Below are 16082 nucleotides of genomic sequence, written 5' to 3'. Positions count from 1 at the left end.
GACGGTCGGCCATCCCCATGAATCGTTATCCCCTCTGGAAGTATGTCGTGATGCTGATGGCGCTCGTCATCGGCCTCGTGTACACGCTCCCCAACTTCTTCGGCGAAGCGCCGGCCGTGCAGGTATCGAGCGGCAAGGCCACGGTCAAGCTCGACTCCGCCACGCTCGCGAACGTCGAGAGCGCGCTCGCCGCGAACCACGTCACCGCCGATGAAGTCACGTTCGACAACTCCCAGCTGAACGCGAACATTCGCGTGCGCCTGAAGGACACCGACACGCAATTGCGCGTGAAGGACCTGCTGAGCCACGCGCTCAACAGCGACCCGAGCGATCCTCAGTACATCGTCGCGCTGAACCTGCAGAGCGCCTCGCCGCGCTGGCTGACGGCCCTGCACGCGTTGCCGATGTATCTCGGTCTCGACCTGCGCGGCGGCGTCCACTTCCTGCTGCAAGTGGACATGGCCGGCGCGCTCAACAAGAAGCTCGATTCCGACGCCGCCGACGCCCGCACCTACCTGCGCGACCGCAACGTCCGCGACGGCGGCGTGAACCGCGTCGGGCAATCGGTCGTCGTGAATTTCTCGGACCAGAGCGCCGCCGACAACGCGCGCACCCTGCTCCAGACCGGCGTCAACGAACTCCAATGGAGCACGCGCCAGGGCGGCGACGGCTATCAGGTGGTCGGCACGTTCTCGGCGGCGACACAGCGAACCGTCGAGGACGGTGCGCTCAAGCAGAACATCACGACGCTGCATAACCGCGTCAACGAACTGGGCGTCGCCGAGCCGGTGATCCAGCAGCAGGGCTCGGACCGTATCGTGGTCGAGCTGCCGGGCGTGCAGGACACGGCGAAGGCGAAGGACATCATCGGCCGTACGGCGACGCTCGAAGCGCGCCTGGCCGACCCGGTCAATACCTACATCGGCCTGAACGATCCGGTCCCGCCCGGCGACGAAGCCTTCAAGCAGGGCGACCGCAACGTGCTGCTGCGCAAGCAGGTGATCTTCACCGGCGACCGCATCATCGACGCCTCCGCGGGCTTCGACGAACATCAGCGCCCGTCCGTCAATATTCGTCTGGATTCGGCCGGCGGCCGCGCGGTGTCGGCGGTATCGCGCGACAACATCGGCAAGCCGATGGCCATGGTGCTGTTCGAGAAGGGCAAGGGCGAAGTGCTGACGGTCGCGACCATCCAGTCGGAACTGGGCGACCGCTTCCAGATTACCGGCCAGCCCACGCCGCAAGCCGCCGCCGATCTCGCGCTGCTGCTGCGCGCGGGCTCGCTCGCGGCGCCGATGGACATCATCGAGGAACGCACCGTCGGCCCGAGCCTCGGCGCGGACAACATCAAGAAGGGCTTCGACTCGGTGCAGTACGGTTTCGCCGCGATCGCCGTCTTCATGATCGCGTACTACCTGCTGTTCGGCCTGTTCTCGATGCTGTCGCTGTCGGTCAACCTGCTGCTGCTGGTCGCCATCCTGTCGCTGCTGCAAGCCACGCTGACCTTGCCGGGCATCGCCGCTATCGCGCTGGCGCTCGGTATGGCAATCGACGCGAACGTGCTCATCAACGAACGGATCCGCGAGGAACTGCGCAACGGCGCGCCGCCGCAGACCGCGATCCAGGAAGGCTTCAAGCACGCCTGGGCGACGATTCTCGACTCGAACGTCACCACGCTGATTGCCGGCCTGGCGCTGCTCGCGTTCGGCTCGGGTCCGGTGCGCGGCTTCGCGGTCGTGCACTGTATCGGCATCCTGACGTCGATGTTCTCGGCCGTGTTCTTCTCGCGCGGCCTCGTGAACCTGTGGTACGGCGGCAAGAAGAAGCTGAAGTCGCTGGCGATCGGCCAAGTGTGGCGTCCGGACGGCGGCAACGCCGAAGCCGCTGCGGCGGCCTATCTGGCGGCCCAGCGCGGCGACGACTCGCCGGTCGACGAAATAGTCAAGACGGCCAAGGGCAAGACCAAGACCGCCGCGCCGCGTGCGCCGGCTCAGGCTCAACCTCAGGCCCAGGCTCAGGCACGCAGCGGCAAGCCGACGGTGCGCCGCCGTTCGGGGCCGGGCGTCGATCAACAGAAACCGGGCCAGTCCCGCTGAACCCGGAGAGCTAGATCATGGAATTCTTCCGCATCCGTCGCGATATTCCGTTCATGGAGCGCGCGTTGATCTTCAACGTGATTTCGCTCGTGACCTTCCTCGCGGCCGTATTTTTCCTCGTGCATCGCGGGCTGCATCTGTCGGTGGAGTTCACCGGCGGGACGGTCGTCGAGGTACAGTATCCGCAGGCCGTGTCGCCCGAACCGGTGCGCGCGACCATGACCAAGCTCGGCTATGCCGACGCCCAGGTGCAGAACTTCGGCACCTCGCGCGACGTGCTGATCCGCCTGCCGATCAAGCAGGGCCTTACCTCGGCGCAGCAGAGCGACCAGGTGATGAGCGCGCTCAAGGCCGACAACCCGCAGGTGAGCTTGCAGCGCGTCGAGTTCGTCGGTCCGCAGGTGGGCAAGGAACTCGTCACCAACGGCCTGCTCGCGCTGGCGTGCGTGGTGGTCGGCATCGTGATCTACCTGTCGTTCCGCTTCGAGTGGAAGTACGCGGTGGCGGGCGTCATCGCCAACCTGCACGACGTGGTGATCATCCTCGGCTTCTTCGCGTTCTTCCAGTGGGAGTTCTCGCTCTCGGTGCTGGCGGCGATTCTCGCGGTGCTCGGCTATTCGGTGAACGAATCCGTCGTCATCTTCGACCGGATCCGCGAAACCTTCCGCAAGCAGCGCAAGATGACCGTCATGGAAGTGATCGATCACGCGATCACCAGCACCATGTCGCGAACCATCATTACCCACGGCTGTACGGAAATGATGGTGCTGTCGATGTTCTTCTTCGGCGGCCCGACGCTGCATTACTTCGCGCTGGCACTGACCGTGGGTATCCTGTTCGGTATCTATTCGTCGGTGTTCGTGGCCGCGGCGCTCGCCATGTGGTTCGGCGTGAAGCGCGAGGATCTCGTGAAGGACAAGAAGGACAAGTACGATCCGAACGACCCGAACGCGGGCGCTCAGGTCTGAGCCTCGCCCCTTCCGAAGGCGCAATGAAAAGCGGCCGGTCTTCACAGACCGGCCGCTTTGCCTTGGAGCGCTGAAACGCTTACTGCTTCACGCCTTCCGCCTGGATATGCAGGACCGTCTTCAGGCTGAAGCCATACGACTTGCCGTAGTCCATGCCGAAGTCGCCGCGATCGAACGTCGCCGTCGCTTCCACGCCGCACACTTCCTTCTTCATCATCGGGTTCACGAAGCACTTGAAGTGCTCGACCTTCAGGTTCAGCGGCTTGGTGACGCCGTGCATCGTCAGCGTGCCCATCACTTCGCTCGGCGCATCGCCGTCGAACTTCATCGACGTGCCCTTGTACTCCGCCGTCGGATACTTCGACGCGTCGAAGAACTCCGCCTTCTGCAGATGCTCGTTGAGCTTGTCGTTGCCGGTGTCGACCGACGCGATGTCGATCGTCACGTTCACCGTGCCGGTCTTCGCCGCACGGTCGAGCGTCACTTCGCCGCTGCTCTTGTTGAACTTGCCGCGCCACGTCGACACGCCGCCGAAGTGGTCGGCCTCGAAGCTCGGATAGGTGTGGTTCGGGTCGAGCTTGTAGGTGTCGGCGGCCAGCGCGCCGAAGGACATGCCGAGCGTGCCGAGTGCGAGCGCGCCCGCAGCGATGATCGAAAGCTTTTTCAAGTTCTTCTCCTGACTAGATACACAAAGCGTGTGCAAAAAGGTTGACGCGCCGCTTACTTCTTCGCGGCGACGATATGAAACTTGATGACGACGTCGTCCGCCACGATCGACGTATCCTTCCACTCACCCGTGCCGATATCGAACTGGGTGCGCTTGATCGGCAGCGCGCCGTCGAAGGTTTCGGTCGCGCCCTGCTGCGTGACCGTGACCGGGACGGTGACCGTCTGCGACTTGCCCTTGATCGTGATCTTGCCGGTCACGTTGTACTTGTTGCCGCCGGCCGGCGCGATCGCGCTCGACACGAAGGTCGCGGTCGGATACTTGCCGGCGTCGAACCATTCGGCGCCGCGCACCTGCTTGTTGTAGTCGTCGTCGCCGAGGTCGTAGCTGCCGGTGTCGATCGTGATGTTCGCGGTGCCCGCCGTGGGCTTCGCCGGATCGAAGGCGATCTGCGCGCTGAACTTGTTGAACTTGCCGTCGGTGGGCACGTTCATCTGCTTCGACGTCGCCACCACCGAGCTCTTGCCCAGGTCGACCTGCGCATGCGCCGCCGCGACCAGCGCGAACGCGGCGCCCGTTGCCATCATCCAGCGATTCAGTTTCACTTTCATGTGTGCCCTGTTCAGACGGTACGAACCTGAACCATCCTTGCGAACGACGGTTCCGGAACAAAACCGGTATTGGAAATCAAAAGACCGCGATAACAATCAGCCGCCGGGAAACGCCCTGCCAACGGCGAGGAAACAATGCGCGCTCAGCGCAGGAACGGCAGCATGCGGCCAAGCAGGCCGTCGCGATCGACGAAATGATGCTTCAGCGCAGCCAGCACGTGCATGACGACGAAGAACAGCAGCGTGTAGTTCAGCGCGATGTGCACGAGGCGCAGCGTGACCTTCAGCGCCTTGTCCGGACCGATGATGGTCGGCAGCGGCAGCACGCCGAGATACACGACCTGCAGGCCCGCCGCCGAGCTGTACAGATAGCCGGAGGCCGGGATCACGAGCATCAGCACATACAGCGCGAGGTGTCCGAGATGCGCCGCGCCCTTCTGCCAGCGCGGCATGCCGCCGGGCAGCGGCGGCGCCGGATGCGTCACGCGCCACAGCAGGCGCAGCACGGCGAGCGCGAACACCGTCACGCCGATCCACTTGTGCCACGAGAAATACTTGAGCTTGGTCGGCGTGAATCCGGGGATGTCCGTCATGATCCAGCCGAGGTAGAAACCGCCCACGATCAGCAACGCAATGATCCAGTGCAGGCCGATCGCCGTGGCGCTGTAACGCGGTTGCGGCGCGGCTGCCGCGACGTGTGCGGTACTTTCCATAGTGCTTTCATCCAGAGAGTGCTGTGTGTAACGGCATGACGCGGTAACGGCCCGCCTTCATGCAAGGACATGCAATGAGGGGACTCAAGGCCGCCATGCTACCTCAACGCCGCTCAACCGCCAGCGCCTGCCAAAAGTCCGTGCAGGATAGCCGAAAGTCATATTCCACGCGGGTTTGCGCCCGGTCGAAGGGTGCCTGGGCGAGGCTCCGCTCCACCCGTGCAACGAACTATTCCATGCATGCAACGGTCGATGTCTGCGCAACCTCGCGGCATCAACCGCCGTGCATTCCGGGCTCGATGTCGCCTCGGAGACTTAACGGATGAACCGGCCGATTCATTCCCGGATGTGAAGAAGCGTCCTGCTTCATCCGCCATCGAGGCGCCATTTGATACCATGCTGATTGCTTTTGCGCTGGCCCGCTGCTTGCTATGCTCCACCGGAGCCGGTCCCCGCGGTCCCCGCAACGCCCGCCAATTCCGCTCGACACGGCTCGGGCTTCGACCATGAATGCCAATCAACCGGACGACCTGATCGCGTGTCACGAATGCGACGCGCTCTCCCGAAAATGTGACCTGCCCCAGCATGCGTCGGCGAAATGTCCGCGCTGTGGCTCGTTGCTTTATCGCAGCATTTCGTCGAACCTCGACAAGGTCTGCGCGATGACGCTCGCGGCGCTGGTCACGTTCCTGATCGCGCAGGGCTTTCCCATCGTCGAGCTGGAGGCCAACGGGCTGACGTCGGAAACCACGCTGATCGGCGCGATCGTTGCGCTATGGAGCGAGCAGATGGAGATCATGGCGGTGCTGGTCTTCTGCTCCACCGTCCTGTTCCCGCTGTGCGAACTGCTCGCGCTGCTCTACGTGCTGCTGCCGCTGCGCTCGGGGTATATTCCGCCGGGCTTCAACACGGTGCTGCGCGGCATTCAGTTCGTGCGGCCGTGGGGGATGATCGAAGTGTTCATGCTCGGCGTCCTCGTTACGCTCGTGAAAATGGTGAGCATCGCGCGCGTGATTCCCGAAGCCGCGCTGTTCGCTTTCGGCGCACTGACACTGATGTTCGCCGTGGTGGTGAGCTTCGACCCGCGCGCGCTGTGGGCCATCGCGAGCCGCCTCGAACCGCGCCCGGCCAGGCGCCGGCGTCAAGCCAGGCCCGTGCCCACCAACAGGCAGAAATCATGAGCGACGCCATCGAGCAGGCAGCCGGTCAGCCCGCGCAACCCGATCAACCCGATCCGCCCGCCATCCACTACACCACGGCATCGCGCGCGCAGGTCGTGGCGTGCCACGCCTGCGGACTCGTGCAGCCGCTCGCGCACACCATCGAGAAACAGCGCTGCACCCGCTGCGACGCCGTCGTGCACCGGCGTCATCCGGACAGCATCGCACGTACGTGGGCGCTGCTCATCAGCGCCGCGATCCTCTATATTCCGGCGAACCTGTTTCCGATCATGCACACGTCGTCGATCCTCGGCTCGCAGGACGACACCATCATGAGCGGCGTCGCGCTCTTCTGGAACGACGGTGACTATCCGCTGGCGGCGGTGATTTTCATCGCCAGCATTCTCGTGCCGATGCTCAAGCTCGCGACCCTCAGCTTCCTCGTCATCAGCGTGCAGCGCCGTTCCACCTGGCGGCCGCGGCAGCGCACCACCCTGTTCCGCATCGTCGAGGGCATCGGGCGCTGGTCGATGCTCGATGTCTTCGTCATCACCCTCACCATCGCGCTGGTGCGCTTCAAGTCGCTCGCCGTCATCACGCCGGGACCGGGCGCGCTCGCGTTCGCGTCGGTCGTCGTGCTGACGATGATCGCGTCCATGCAATTCGACCCGCGCCTCATGTGGGACAACATCGAACCGTCAGGAAAGAAACATGACTAGTGCCCAAGGTCCGAACGACCCGAAGCAGCCCGCGCCGCCCGCCGACACCGGCGCCGGCGCAGGTAGCAACGCAGGTGGCAGCGCAGGTGGCAGCGCAGGTGCCAGTAAAGGCGGCGGCCTGCCGCCGAACCTTCCGGAGCCCGTGATCGAGCCGCGCAGCCGCTGGCTGCCCTCGCTCGTCTGGGTGATTCCGCTCGTCGCGGCGCTGATCGGCGTGATCCTGGTCGTCAAGACGGTGTCGAGCCGCGGACCGACGGTCACCATCAGCTTCGCTAGCGCCGAAGGCCTGGAAACCGGCAAGACCAAGGTGAAGTTCAAGGACGTGGATATCGGCACGGTCAAAGGCATCACGTTGTCGAAGGATCATTCGCGCGTGCTCGTCGACGTGCAGCTCACCAAGGAAGCCACCGATTTCGCCGTGAAGGACACGCGCTTCTGGATCGTCCGTCCGCGGGTGGCCGCGAGCGGCGTGACCGGCTTGTCCACCTTGCTGTCCGGCGCGTTCATCGGCGTCGATGCGGGCAAGTCCACTGAAGACCAGAGCTATTTCGTCGGCCTGGAGACGCCGCCCGCCGTCACCGGCGACCAGAAGGGCCACACCTTCACGCTGCACGGCGAATCGCTCGGCTCGCTCGACATCGGTTCCCCGGTCTACTACCGGCGCGTGCAGGTGGGTCAGGTCGCGGCGTTCTCGCTCGACAAGGACGGCACCGGCGTCACCTTGCAGGTGTTCGTCAACGCGCCGTACGACCAGTATGTCGGCACGAATTCGCGCTGGTGGCATGCGAGCGGCGTGGATCTGCGCCTCGATTCGAGCGGCTTCACGCTCAACACGCAATCGCTCGCGACGGTCGTGCTCGGCGGCATCGCCTTCCAGACGCCGGCCAACCAGCAGTCCGGGCCGCAGGCGCAGAACAACGCCACCTTCCGCCTCGCCTCCGACCAGTCCGACGCCATGCGCGATCCGGACGGGCAAGCCGTGCATGTCGTGATGAACTTCAATCAGTCGCTGCGCGGTCTCGCGGTGGGCGCACCGGTCGATTTCCGTGGCATCGTGCTGGGCCAGGTCACGGGCATCGGCGTGCAATACGATCAGAAGACGCATGCGTTCATGATGCCGGTGACCATCGACCTGTATCCGGACCGGCTCGGCAAGCGCGCCAAGCAGGCGCTGCCGGAACAGGGATCGTCGGCGAGCCAGGACATGCTGGAACTGCTCGTTAAGCGCGGCCTGCGCGGCCAGTTGCGCACCGGCAACCTGCTGACGAGCCAGCTGTACGTCGCGCTCGACTTCTTCCCGAAGGCGCCGCCGGCGCAGGTGTCCGCCAGCAACGATCCGATCGAGCTGCCAACCGTGCCGAACACGCTTGACGAGTTGCAACTGCAGATTGCCGACATCGCGCGCAAGATCGACAAGATTCCGTTCGACCAGATCGGCAACAATCTGAACGGCTCGCTGAAGAACGCCAACGCGCTGTTCGACAAGCTCGACAAGGAAGTCCTGCCAGACATGCGCGGCACGCTCGACGAAGCGAAGAAGACCTTCAGCGCGGCGCAGGCCACGCTGCAATCCGATTCGCCGATTCAATCGGACACGCGCCAGGCCATGCAGGAACTCACGCGCACGCTTCAATCGCTCAATGCGCTCGCGGATTATCTGGAACGCCATCCGGAATCGCTGTTGCGCGGTAAATCGGGAGACAAACCATGAAGTTCGGCCCGTTGATGTTGACTCTGGGCGCGGCCGGCATGCTCGCCGCCTGCGCCTCGCCGACGAGCCGTTTCTATACGCTCGCCGGCGGCGAGGCGCGGCCCGTGCCTTCGTCGCCCGTCGCGTTCTATTTCGAACTCGCGCCCGTCGACATGCCGCAGCAGGTCACGCGCAACCAGCTGGTCGTGCAGACGAGCCCGGCGCAGGTCCAGGTGTTGGAACAGGATCGCTGGTCCTCGCTGCCGTCCGATGAAGTGCGCCGTGCGCTGTCCGCCGATCTCACCCAGCAGCTCGGCGCCATCGACGTCTACAACACGCCGCATCCGGAGTCGGTGCCGGTGTATCGCGTGAAGGTCAACGTGCAGCGCTTCGAGTCGTGGCCCGGCGAGCGCGCCGTACTCGACGCGGTCTGGAGCGTGCGCGCCGCGGGGTCGTCGAACGTGCTGACGTGCCGGACCGTTGCGCAGGAACCCGTGGGCTCAGGCTACGACGCGCTGGTGGACGGACATCGCAAGGCCGTCGACGAACTGGCTTCGGCCATCTCGGCCGGCATGCGCAGCGTGGCTTCGCTGCCGCCTGATGCGCCGGCTGCTACGGGTGCATCGGCTGCATCGGCGGCATCGGGCGTTGCGGCGAAAGGCAAGTCCGCTGTCGTCGCCCGGCCCGCGAAGGCGCCGCTGTCGCCCTGTCCGTCGTCGGGCGCGCCGGCCACGGCCAGCGCGTCGTGAGCCCCGGCGCGCCGTGTTGTCGACAGACGACACGCGCGCCGAATCTGGCATGGGGCGCGGGGTCGCCCGGTTAAGATCATCGTCGCCCGAAACACGCAGCCACGCGAAGACAAGATGATGAAACTAATCGGTTCGCACACCAGCCCGTTCGTCCGCAAGGTACGAATCGTCATGGCAGAGAAAAAGATCGATTGCGAACTGGTTCTCGAAGATGTCTGGGCAGCCGGCACAAAAATCCACGACTTCAATCCGCTCGGCAAGGTGCCCTGCCTGCTTCTCGACGACGGCGATGCCGTGTTCGATTCCCGTGTGATCTGCGAATTCGTCGACACCCTGACGCCCGTCGGCAAACTGCTCCCGCAGGAGCGTCGTGAGCGCACCGAAGTGCGTTGCTGGGAAGCCCTCGCCGACGGCATGCTCGACGCCACCGTGCTGATCCGCCTCGAAGGCGTGTTGCGCGAGGAAGAGCATCGCAGCGAAGCGTGGATCGCGCGGCAGCGGCACAAGGTGGACGACGGCTTGCGCGCGATGTCGCGCGGTCTGGGTTCCAAGCAGTGGTGTTCGGCGAATCGCTTCACGCTGGCTGATATCGCGTGCGGCTGCGCCCTCGGCTATCTCGACCTGCGCTTGCCCGATCTGAACTGGCGCGACGCCCATCCGAGTCTCGACAAGTACTACGCGCGTTTGTCGCAGCGGCAGTCGTTCATCGACACGGTGCCGGTCTGACCCGTTCACCTCCGCCTGCATGAAGATGCAGCGCGGGGCGTTTCAATTTAAATCTACTACTAGATAGACGTAAGCTTTCTCAAGCCGACAGGTGAGACAGACCTTCGACGTATCGGCATGCCGGATGACGACAAAATACGCACGAATTTCGCATGAATTGCGCGTGAATCCCGTCAGGCCGTTTCGGAAGACCGCCGGCGTGTTCCGGCCCGCCAAAATCTATCTATCCAAAGATAGACAATCAGCGCCCGATTCCTGTGTTTTTCACAGGGTTATCCACAGGCTTATCTACCGCCGTACCGAATCGGCGATCTCCTCCAGACGCGCCCGTACCTGGAACAGACGGCTTGCCAGCAAGCTTCCCTGGAACGCGGCGTAAAGCGTCCGCGCGGCGGCCTCGGGTTTTCCACCGGCATCGAGCGTGTCCTGCGCCTCACCCTCGGCCAGCACTTTCGCCAGCCAGTTCTCGTTCGCCTTGAAGTACGCCTGTACCGCCTGCCGCACCTTGTCCGGCAATGATTCGATATCCGCCGCCAGCATGCCGCACAGGCAAATCTGATTGCCGCCGCCGAGGATCCGCCCGAACACCTTGGCGTAGCGGTCGAGCTTCTTGTCGGCGGGCGCGGAGCTGTCGATGGCGTACACCGACGACATCAGGTCCGCGCTATAGGCGTTCACCGCTTCGAGCGCGAGATCTTCCTTCGCCGGGAAGTAGTAGTGAATGCTCGACGTCTTCACGCCGACCAATTCCGCCAGATCGCGATAACTGAACGCGTTATAGCCGCGCGTCATCAGCAGAGTCTGAGCGTGTTCCAGAAGCGCTTCGCGTACGGTGTTCTTGTCCATTTGAGGTTTGGCCTGGCCAGCGACCCGTTTAACTTATCTATCGCTAGATAGACGGTCAAGCACTTGTATCAAAAAAAGTTTTTTCTGAAACGTAACGCGGTGAAGTGTCAATTTTTGAAATAAAAAGCCCTGACCGGAGTCAGGGCTTGCGATCACAGCGCAGCTGGAAAGCCTAGCGCGCACCCGCAGCAACGGCAGCCGTCTGTGATGGTTCATGCCCCATCGATGCCTGTTCGATGATGCCGCCGCCCAGGCAGACGTCGTCCTGATAGAGCACGGCCGACTGGCCCGGCGTGACGGCCCATTGCGCGTCGTCGAAACGGAGCTCGAAGCGTCCGTCGTCGGCGCGTGAGAAATGACATGCGGCGTCCTGCTGCCGGTAGCGCGTCTTGGCGCCGCACGCCACGCCTTCGTCCGGCGCGAAGCCGGCGACCCAGCTCGTGTTGCCCGCGACCAGCGCCGGCGACAGCAGCCACGGATGGTCGTGGCCCTGCACGACGTACAGCGTGTTGCTCGCCACATCTTTGCCGGCGACGAACCACGGCTCGCCGCTGCCGTCCTTCGCGCCGCCGATGCCGATGCCCTTGCGCTGACCGAGCGTATAGAACGCAAGCCCGATATGTTCGCCGACAAGCTTGCCTTCGGCCGTCTTCATCGGGCCCGGCTTGGTCGGCAGATAGCGGTTCAGGAAGTCGCGGAACGGCCGTTCGCCGATGAAGCAGATGCCGGTCGAGTCCTTCTTCTTGGCGTTCGGCAGACCGATCCGGGCCGCGATCTCGCGCACCTGGGTCTTCGGGATCTCGCCGAGCGGAAACAGCGTCTTCGACAGCTGCGCCTGATTCAGCCGATGCAGGAAGTACGACTGGTCCTTGGTCGAATCCGTGGCCTTGAGCAGCTGGAACAAGCCGTCGCGTTCGCGCACGCGCGCGTAGTGACCGGTCGCGATGGACTCCGCGCCGAGCGACATCGCGTGGTCGAGGAACGCCTTGAACTTGATCTCGGCGTTGCACAGCACGTCGGGATTGGGCGTGCGGCCCGCCGAATACTCGCGCAGGAACTCCGCGAACACGCGGTCCTTGTACTCGGCGGCGAAGTTGACCGCTTCGACGTCGATGCCGATCAGATCCGCGACCGACACCACGTCGATCCAGTCCTGCCGCGTCGAACAGTATTCGCCGTCGTCGTCGTCTTCCCAGTTCTTCATGAAGAGGCCGACCACCTCGTAGCCTTGTTCCTTCAACAGCCACGCCGTCACCGACGAATCCACGCCGCCCGACATGCCCACCACGACTCTTTGCTTGCTCATAGGGATACCGCGTTGACCCGCACAGCGCCGAAGACGTGCGGGAAGTGCACCGCCCGGGGCGGTTCTGAATCTGGCGCCGCTGCGAAAGGCGTCAAGCCCGCAGCGCCGGCGCGACCGAATGCGTATGAATGAAATCGAGCGGCACGCGCCGCCCGGACAGGTAATCCTCGAGACACGTCAGAACGATCGGCGTGCGATGCCGCCCGGCGGACGCGCGCAACTCGTCGGCGGTGAGCCACATGGCGCGCACGATGCCTTCGTCGAGCGCGCGTCCGGCCTCTTCGCCCGCCGACTTGCCGCAGAACGTGAAGCGCAGATACGTGACGTCGCCGTCGGGCCGCTGGAAGTGCGTCATGTACGCGCCGACCAGCGCCTCGGGTTCGAAGCGATGCGCGGTTTCCTCGAAGGTTTCGCGGATGACCGCCTGAACGAGCGTTTCGCCCGCTTCGAGATGACCGGCCGGTTGGTTGATTCGCAGCCCTGCCGACGTGTGCTCCTCGATGACGAGAAAGCGTCCGTCGCGCTCGACGATCGCCGCCACCGTCACGTGAGGCGCCCAAGTGTCTGATTTCATGGTCCGTTATTTTACCGTCACGCGATCGATTACGCCTGCCGCGCCTGGCAGACGGCCCTGAACGCCTAAGGGTAAGCGCTGATGACCATAATCAGTAACAAGTGCCGGATCGGATATTTGCGCGGGCGTTCTTCGGTTACAGTGGCGAGAGCCGTCCATTCCAGCATTTGAAACAAGACTCGGCCTTGGTCGTTCCAGCCCTGCCCACGGGCAAGAGACGGCACAAAGACAGGAGGATTCGAAGATGCATATCGGAGTACCCGCTGAAACGCGGGCGAACGAGGCGCGCGTCGCCGCCACGCCCGAAACGGTCAAGAAGCTCGTCACACAGGGGCACCGGATCTCGGTGCAGAGCGGCGCGGGCTTGCAGGCGAGCTATATCGACGACGCCTTCGCCCAGGCAGGCGCCGATCTCGTCGATGCCGCCGCCGCCTTTTCCGCCGAGATCGTCCTCAAGGTTCAGTCGCCGTCCGAAAGCGAGCTGGCGATGCTGAAACCGGGCGCCGTGCTCATCGGCATGCTCGATCCCTTCAATACCGACAACACCGCGCGGCTCGCGTCGGCGGGCGTGACGGCGTTCGCGCTCGAAGCCGCGCCGCGCACGACGCGCGCGCAGAGTCTCGACGTGCTGTCATCGCAGGCGAACATCGCCGGGTACAAGGCCGTGCTGATGGCCTGCCAGTACTACCAGCGCTTCATGCCGATGCTGATGACCGCCGCCGGCACCGTGAAAGCCGCGCGCGTGCTCGTGCTGGGCGCGGGCGTCGCGGGCCTGCAGGCCATCGCGACGGCCAAGCGGCTAGGCGCGGTCGTGGAGGCGTCGGACGTGCGGCCGGCCGTGAAGGAGCAGATCGAATCGCTGGGCGCGAAGTTCGTCGACGTGCCGATCGAAACCGATGAGGAACGCGAGGCGGCGGTGGGCGTCGGCGGCTATGCGCGCCCGATGCCGCCGAGCTGGCTCGCGCGGCAGTCGGCGCAGGTGCACGAGCGCGCCAAGGCGGCGGACATCGTCATCTCGACGGCGCTGATCCCGGGCCGTCCCGCGCCGACGTTGCTGTCCGTCGAAACGGTCAAGCACATGAAGCCGGGTTCGGTGATCGTCGATCTCGCCGCCGGACGCGGCCCCGAGTTCGAAGGCCGCAAAGGCGGCAACTGCCCGCTCACCGAAGTCGATCAGGTGGTGATGAAACACGGCGTCCATATCGTCGGCCATACGAACCTCGCGTCGATGGTCGCCGCCGATGCCTCCGCGCTCTACGCCCGCAATCTTCTCGACTTCCTGAAGCTGATCCTGACCAAGGAAGGCACGCTCAACATCGACCTCGCGGACGACATCGTCGCGGCCACGCTCCAGTGCCGCGATGGTCAGCCCGCCCGCGCCCCGGCCTGACACGGAGACGAACATGGACGTCATCAATCACACGGTGATCAATCTCATCATCTTCGTGCTGGCCATCTACGTGGGCTACCACGTGGTGTGGAACGTCACGCCCGCGCTGCATACGCCGCTGATGGCCGTGACCAACGCGATCTCGGCGATCGTCATCGTCGGCGCGATGCTCGCGGTGGGCCTGACGGTCGGCGTGGCCGGCAAGTTCTTCGGCACGCTGGCGGTGCTGCTCGCGGCGGTGAACGTGTTCGGCGGCTTCCTCGTCACGCGGCGAATGCTCGAAATGTTCAAGAAGAAGGAGCCGAAGAAGATCACGCACAAGGAGGGCGCGTAAATGAGCATGAACGTCGTCACCCTCCTGTATCTCGTCGCCTCGGTGTGCTTCATCCAGGCGCTGAAAGGCTTGTCCAACCCGAAGACCGCGCGCATCGGCAACACGTTCGGCATGGCGGGCATGGCGATCGCCATTCTCACGACGCTCGCGCTGATCGTGAAACAGGCCGCCTTCCTCGAAGCGAATCTCGCGCTGGGCCTGTCGCTGCTGTTCGTCGCGCTGATCGTGGGCGGCGGCGCGGGCGCGTACATCGCGGCGAAGGTCGAGATGACGAAGATGCCCGAGCTCGTCGCAGCCATGCACTCGCTGATCGGTCTGGCGGCGGTGTGCATTGCCTACGGCGTCGTCGCCGAGCCCGCCGCGTTCGGCCTCGCGCCGCTCGGCGAGCCGATTCCGTATGGCAATCGCGTCGAATTGTTCATTGGCACGTTCGTGGGCGCGATCACGTTCTCGGGTTCGGTCATCGCGTTCGGCAAGCTTTCGGGCAAGTACAAGTTCCGGCTGTTCCAGGGCGCGCCGGTGGTGTACTCGGGGCAGCATCTGATCAACCTGCTGCTGGCCATCGCGATGATCGGCTTCGGCGTGATCTTCATGCTCACCGAATCGTGGCTGCCGTTCATCATCATGACGCTCATCGCGTTCGCGCTGGGCGTGCTGATCATCATCCCGATCGGCGGCGCGGACATGCCGGTGGTGGTGTCGATGCTCAACTCGTACTCGGGCTGGGCGGCGGCGGGCATCGGCTTCTCGCTGAACAATCCGATGCTGATCATCGCGGGCTCGCTGGTGGGATCGTCGGGCGCGATCCTGTCGTACATCATGTGCCGCGCGATGAACCGCTCCTTCTTCAACGTGATTCTGGGCGGCTTCGGCGGCGAAGCGGGCGGCGCTGCGGCAGGCGGAGCGCAGGAGCAGCGGCCGGTGAAATCCGGTTCCGCCGATGACGCCGCGTTCATGCTCGGCAACGCCGAGAGCGTGGTGATCGTGCCGGGTTACGGTCTGGCCGTGGCGCGCGCACAGCATGCGTTGAAGGAACTGACGGACAAGCTGGTCGAGAAGGGTATCGACGTGCGCTATGCGATTCACCCGGTGGCCGGACGCATGCCGGGGCACATGAACGTGCTGCTGGCGGAAGCCGAGGTGCCTTACGAGATGGTCCACGAGATGGAGGACATCAACAGCGAGTTCGGTCAGACGGACGTGGTGCTGGTGCTGGGGGCAAACGACGTGGTGAATCCGGCCGCGAAGACCGATCCGAAATCCGTGATCGCAGGGATGCCGATTCTCGAAGCGTACAAGGCGCGGACGATCATCGTGAACAAGCGCTCGATGGCGGCGGGTTATGCCGGCCTCGATAACGAGCTGTTCTATATGGACAAGACGATGATGGTGTTTGGGGACGCGAAGAAGGTGGTGGAAGACATGATGAAGGCGGTGGAGTGATGTCCACTGCCGGATGAGGATGCATGCCGGAGTCGTGACGGGGGGCCCGCGGAATGCGGGCCCTTTTTGTTGGAGCAGGGCGCACGAGCA

Annotated in this window: 16 protein-coding genes; 10 read left to right on the top strand and 6 right to left on the bottom strand. The window is 64.3% G+C overall.

The window, feature by feature from the left end:
* Window positions 1-17 precede the first annotated feature (17 nt).
* The gene (gene secD / locus QCE83_RS01645; protein WP_309807237.1) at window positions 18-2096 is read left to right on the top strand and encodes a protein translocase subunit SecD; all 2079 of its coding nucleotides are present in this window, start codon (window positions 18-20) and stop codon (window positions 2094-2096) included.
* 17 nt (window positions 2097-2113) lie between these two features.
* On the top strand, window positions 2114-3064 hold the full coding sequence (secF, locus tag QCE83_RS01640) for a protein translocase subunit SecF (RefSeq protein ID WP_309807236.1): 951 nt from the start codon (window positions 2114-2116) through the stop codon (window positions 3062-3064).
* Between the two features lie 79 nt (window positions 3065-3143).
* Here the strand turns inward: secF and QCE83_RS01635 are convergent, their stop codons facing one another.
* From QCE83_RS01635 to QCE83_RS01625, 3 genes are all read right to left on the bottom strand, one after another.
* Window positions 3144-3677 carry a YceI family protein gene (locus QCE83_RS01635; protein ID WP_404984698.1) on the bottom strand — a complete coding sequence of 178 codons (534 nt, stop codon included), beginning with the start codon at window positions 3675-3677 and terminating at the stop codon, window positions 3144-3146.
* A gap of 107 nt (window positions 3678-3784) precedes the next feature.
* Window positions 3785-4342 carry a YceI family protein gene (locus tag QCE83_RS01630; protein WP_309807234.1) on the bottom strand — a complete coding sequence of 186 codons (558 nt, stop codon included), beginning with the start codon at window positions 4340-4342 and terminating at the stop codon, window positions 3785-3787.
* Window positions 4343-4485: 143 nt separating this feature from the next.
* Window positions 4486-5055, bottom strand: a complete 570-nt coding sequence (locus QCE83_RS01625; protein ID WP_309807233.1) for a cytochrome b — start codon at window positions 5053-5055, stop codon at window positions 4486-4488.
* Between the two features lie 506 nt (window positions 5056-5561).
* Between QCE83_RS01625 and QCE83_RS01620 the strand changes: the two genes are divergently transcribed.
* The 5 genes from QCE83_RS01620 (at window position 5562) to QCE83_RS01600 (ending at window position 10099) form a co-directional block, all read left to right on the top strand.
* Window positions 5562-6236, top strand: a complete 675-nt coding sequence (locus QCE83_RS01620; RefSeq protein ID WP_309807232.1) for a paraquat-inducible protein A — start codon at window positions 5562-5564, stop codon at window positions 6234-6236.
* Between the two features lie 62 nt (window positions 6237-6298).
* Window positions 6299-6934, top strand: a complete 636-nt coding sequence (locus QCE83_RS01615; RefSeq protein ID WP_309811372.1) for a paraquat-inducible protein A — start codon at window positions 6299-6301, stop codon at window positions 6932-6934.
* A complete protein-coding gene (locus tag QCE83_RS01610; protein ID WP_309807231.1) occupies window positions 6927-8645 on the top strand; it encodes an MlaD family protein in 1719 nt (572 codons plus the stop codon). Before QCE83_RS01615 ends, QCE83_RS01610 begins: the two co-directional genes overlap by 8 nt.
* Window positions 8642-9373 carry a PqiC family protein gene (locus QCE83_RS01605; protein ID WP_309807230.1) on the top strand — a complete coding sequence of 244 codons (732 nt, stop codon included), beginning with the start codon at window positions 8642-8644 and terminating at the stop codon, window positions 9371-9373. Before QCE83_RS01610 ends, QCE83_RS01605 begins: the two co-directional genes overlap by 4 nt.
* A gap of 114 nt (window positions 9374-9487) precedes the next feature.
* Window positions 9488-10099, top strand: coding sequence for a glutathione S-transferase C-terminal domain-containing protein (locus tag QCE83_RS01600; protein ID WP_309807229.1), 612 nt, complete (start codon window positions 9488-9490; stop codon window positions 10097-10099).
* 288 nt (window positions 10100-10387) lie between these two features.
* Here QCE83_RS01600 and QCE83_RS01595 read toward each other — a convergent pair whose 3' ends face one another.
* The 3 genes from QCE83_RS01595 to QCE83_RS01585 form a co-directional block, all read right to left on the bottom strand.
* On the bottom strand, window positions 10388-10945 hold the full coding sequence (locus QCE83_RS01595) for a TetR/AcrR family transcriptional regulator (RefSeq protein ID WP_309807228.1): 558 nt from the start codon (window positions 10943-10945) through the stop codon (window positions 10388-10390).
* 172 nt (window positions 10946-11117) lie between these two features.
* Window positions 11118-12251 (bottom strand): tRNA 2-thiouridine(34) synthase MnmA, encoded by a 1134-nt coding sequence (mnmA, locus tag QCE83_RS01590; protein ID WP_309807227.1) that lies wholly within the window; start codon window positions 12249-12251, stop codon window positions 11118-11120.
* Window positions 12252-12342: 91 nt separating this feature from the next.
* Window positions 12343-12825 carry an NUDIX hydrolase gene (locus tag QCE83_RS01585; protein ID WP_309807226.1) on the bottom strand — a complete coding sequence of 161 codons (483 nt, stop codon included), beginning with the start codon at window positions 12823-12825 and terminating at the stop codon, window positions 12343-12345.
* A 244-nt stretch (window positions 12826-13069) separates the two neighbouring features.
* On the opposite strand from QCE83_RS01585, the gene QCE83_RS01580 reads away from it, so the two are divergent.
* From QCE83_RS01580 to QCE83_RS01570, 3 genes are read left to right on the top strand one after another with little or no spacing between them, the layout of a single operon-like run.
* Window positions 13070-14215: a Re/Si-specific NAD(P)(+) transhydrogenase subunit alpha gene (locus QCE83_RS01580; protein WP_309807224.1), complete on the top strand. Its 1146-nt coding sequence runs from the start codon at window positions 13070-13072 to the stop codon at window positions 14213-14215.
* Window positions 14216-14228: 13 nt separating this feature from the next.
* Window positions 14229-14549, top strand: a complete 321-nt coding sequence (locus QCE83_RS01575; RefSeq protein WP_309807223.1) for an NAD(P) transhydrogenase subunit alpha — start codon at window positions 14229-14231, stop codon at window positions 14547-14549.
* On the top strand, window positions 14550-15992 hold the full coding sequence (locus QCE83_RS01570; RefSeq protein WP_309807222.1) for an NAD(P)(+) transhydrogenase (Re/Si-specific) subunit beta: 1443 nt from the start codon (window positions 14550-14552) through the stop codon (window positions 15990-15992).
* The last annotated feature ends 90 nt before the right edge of the window (window positions 15993-16082 follow it).

The organism is Caballeronia sp. LZ034LL, from assembly GCF_031451215.1.
Taxonomy (GTDB): Bacteria; Pseudomonadota; Gammaproteobacteria; order Burkholderiales; family Burkholderiaceae; genus Caballeronia.
This window is presented reverse-complemented; position numbering and strand designations above follow the sequence as displayed.

Coding starts and splice junctions, on each gene's coding strand:
- secD (WP_309807237.1), top strand. CDS start 18: ATGAATCGTTATCCCCTCTGGAAGTATGTCGTGATGCTGATGGCGCTC.
- secF (WP_309807236.1), top strand. CDS start 2,114: ATGGAATTCTTCCGCATCCGTCGCGATATTCCGTTCATGGAGCGCGCG.
- QCE83_RS01635 (WP_404984698.1), bottom strand. CDS start 3,677: ATGTCCTTCGGCGCGCTGGCCGCCGACACCTACAAGCTCGACCCGAAC.
- QCE83_RS01630 (WP_309807234.1), bottom strand. CDS start 4,342: ATGAAAGTGAAACTGAATCGCTGGATGATGGCAACGGGCGCCGCGTTC.
- QCE83_RS01625 (WP_309807233.1), bottom strand. CDS start 5,055: ATGGAAAGTACCGCACACGTCGCGGCAGCCGCGCCGCAACCGCGTTAC.
- QCE83_RS01620 (WP_309807232.1), top strand. CDS start 5,562: ATGAATGCCAATCAACCGGACGACCTGATCGCGTGTCACGAATGCGAC.
- QCE83_RS01610 (WP_309807231.1), top strand. CDS start 6,927: ATGACTAGTGCCCAAGGTCCGAACGACCCGAAGCAGCCCGCGCCGCCC.
- QCE83_RS01605 (WP_309807230.1), top strand. CDS start 8,642: ATGAAGTTCGGCCCGTTGATGTTGACTCTGGGCGCGGCCGGCATGCTC.
- QCE83_RS01600 (WP_309807229.1), top strand. CDS start 9,488: ATGATGAAACTAATCGGTTCGCACACCAGCCCGTTCGTCCGCAAGGTA.
- QCE83_RS01595 (WP_309807228.1), bottom strand. CDS start 10,945: ATGGACAAGAACACCGTACGCGAAGCGCTTCTGGAACACGCTCAGACT.
- mnmA (WP_309807227.1), bottom strand. CDS start 12,251: ATGAGCAAGCAAAGAGTCGTGGTGGGCATGTCGGGCGGCGTGGATTCG.
- QCE83_RS01585 (WP_309807226.1), bottom strand. CDS start 12,825: ATGAAATCAGACACTTGGGCGCCTCACGTGACGGTGGCGGCGATCGTC.
- QCE83_RS01580 (WP_309807224.1), top strand. CDS start 13,070: ATGCATATCGGAGTACCCGCTGAAACGCGGGCGAACGAGGCGCGCGTC.
- QCE83_RS01575 (WP_309807223.1), top strand. CDS start 14,229: ATGGACGTCATCAATCACACGGTGATCAATCTCATCATCTTCGTGCTG.
- QCE83_RS01570 (WP_309807222.1), top strand. CDS start 14,550: ATGAGCATGAACGTCGTCACCCTCCTGTATCTCGTCGCCTCGGTGTGC.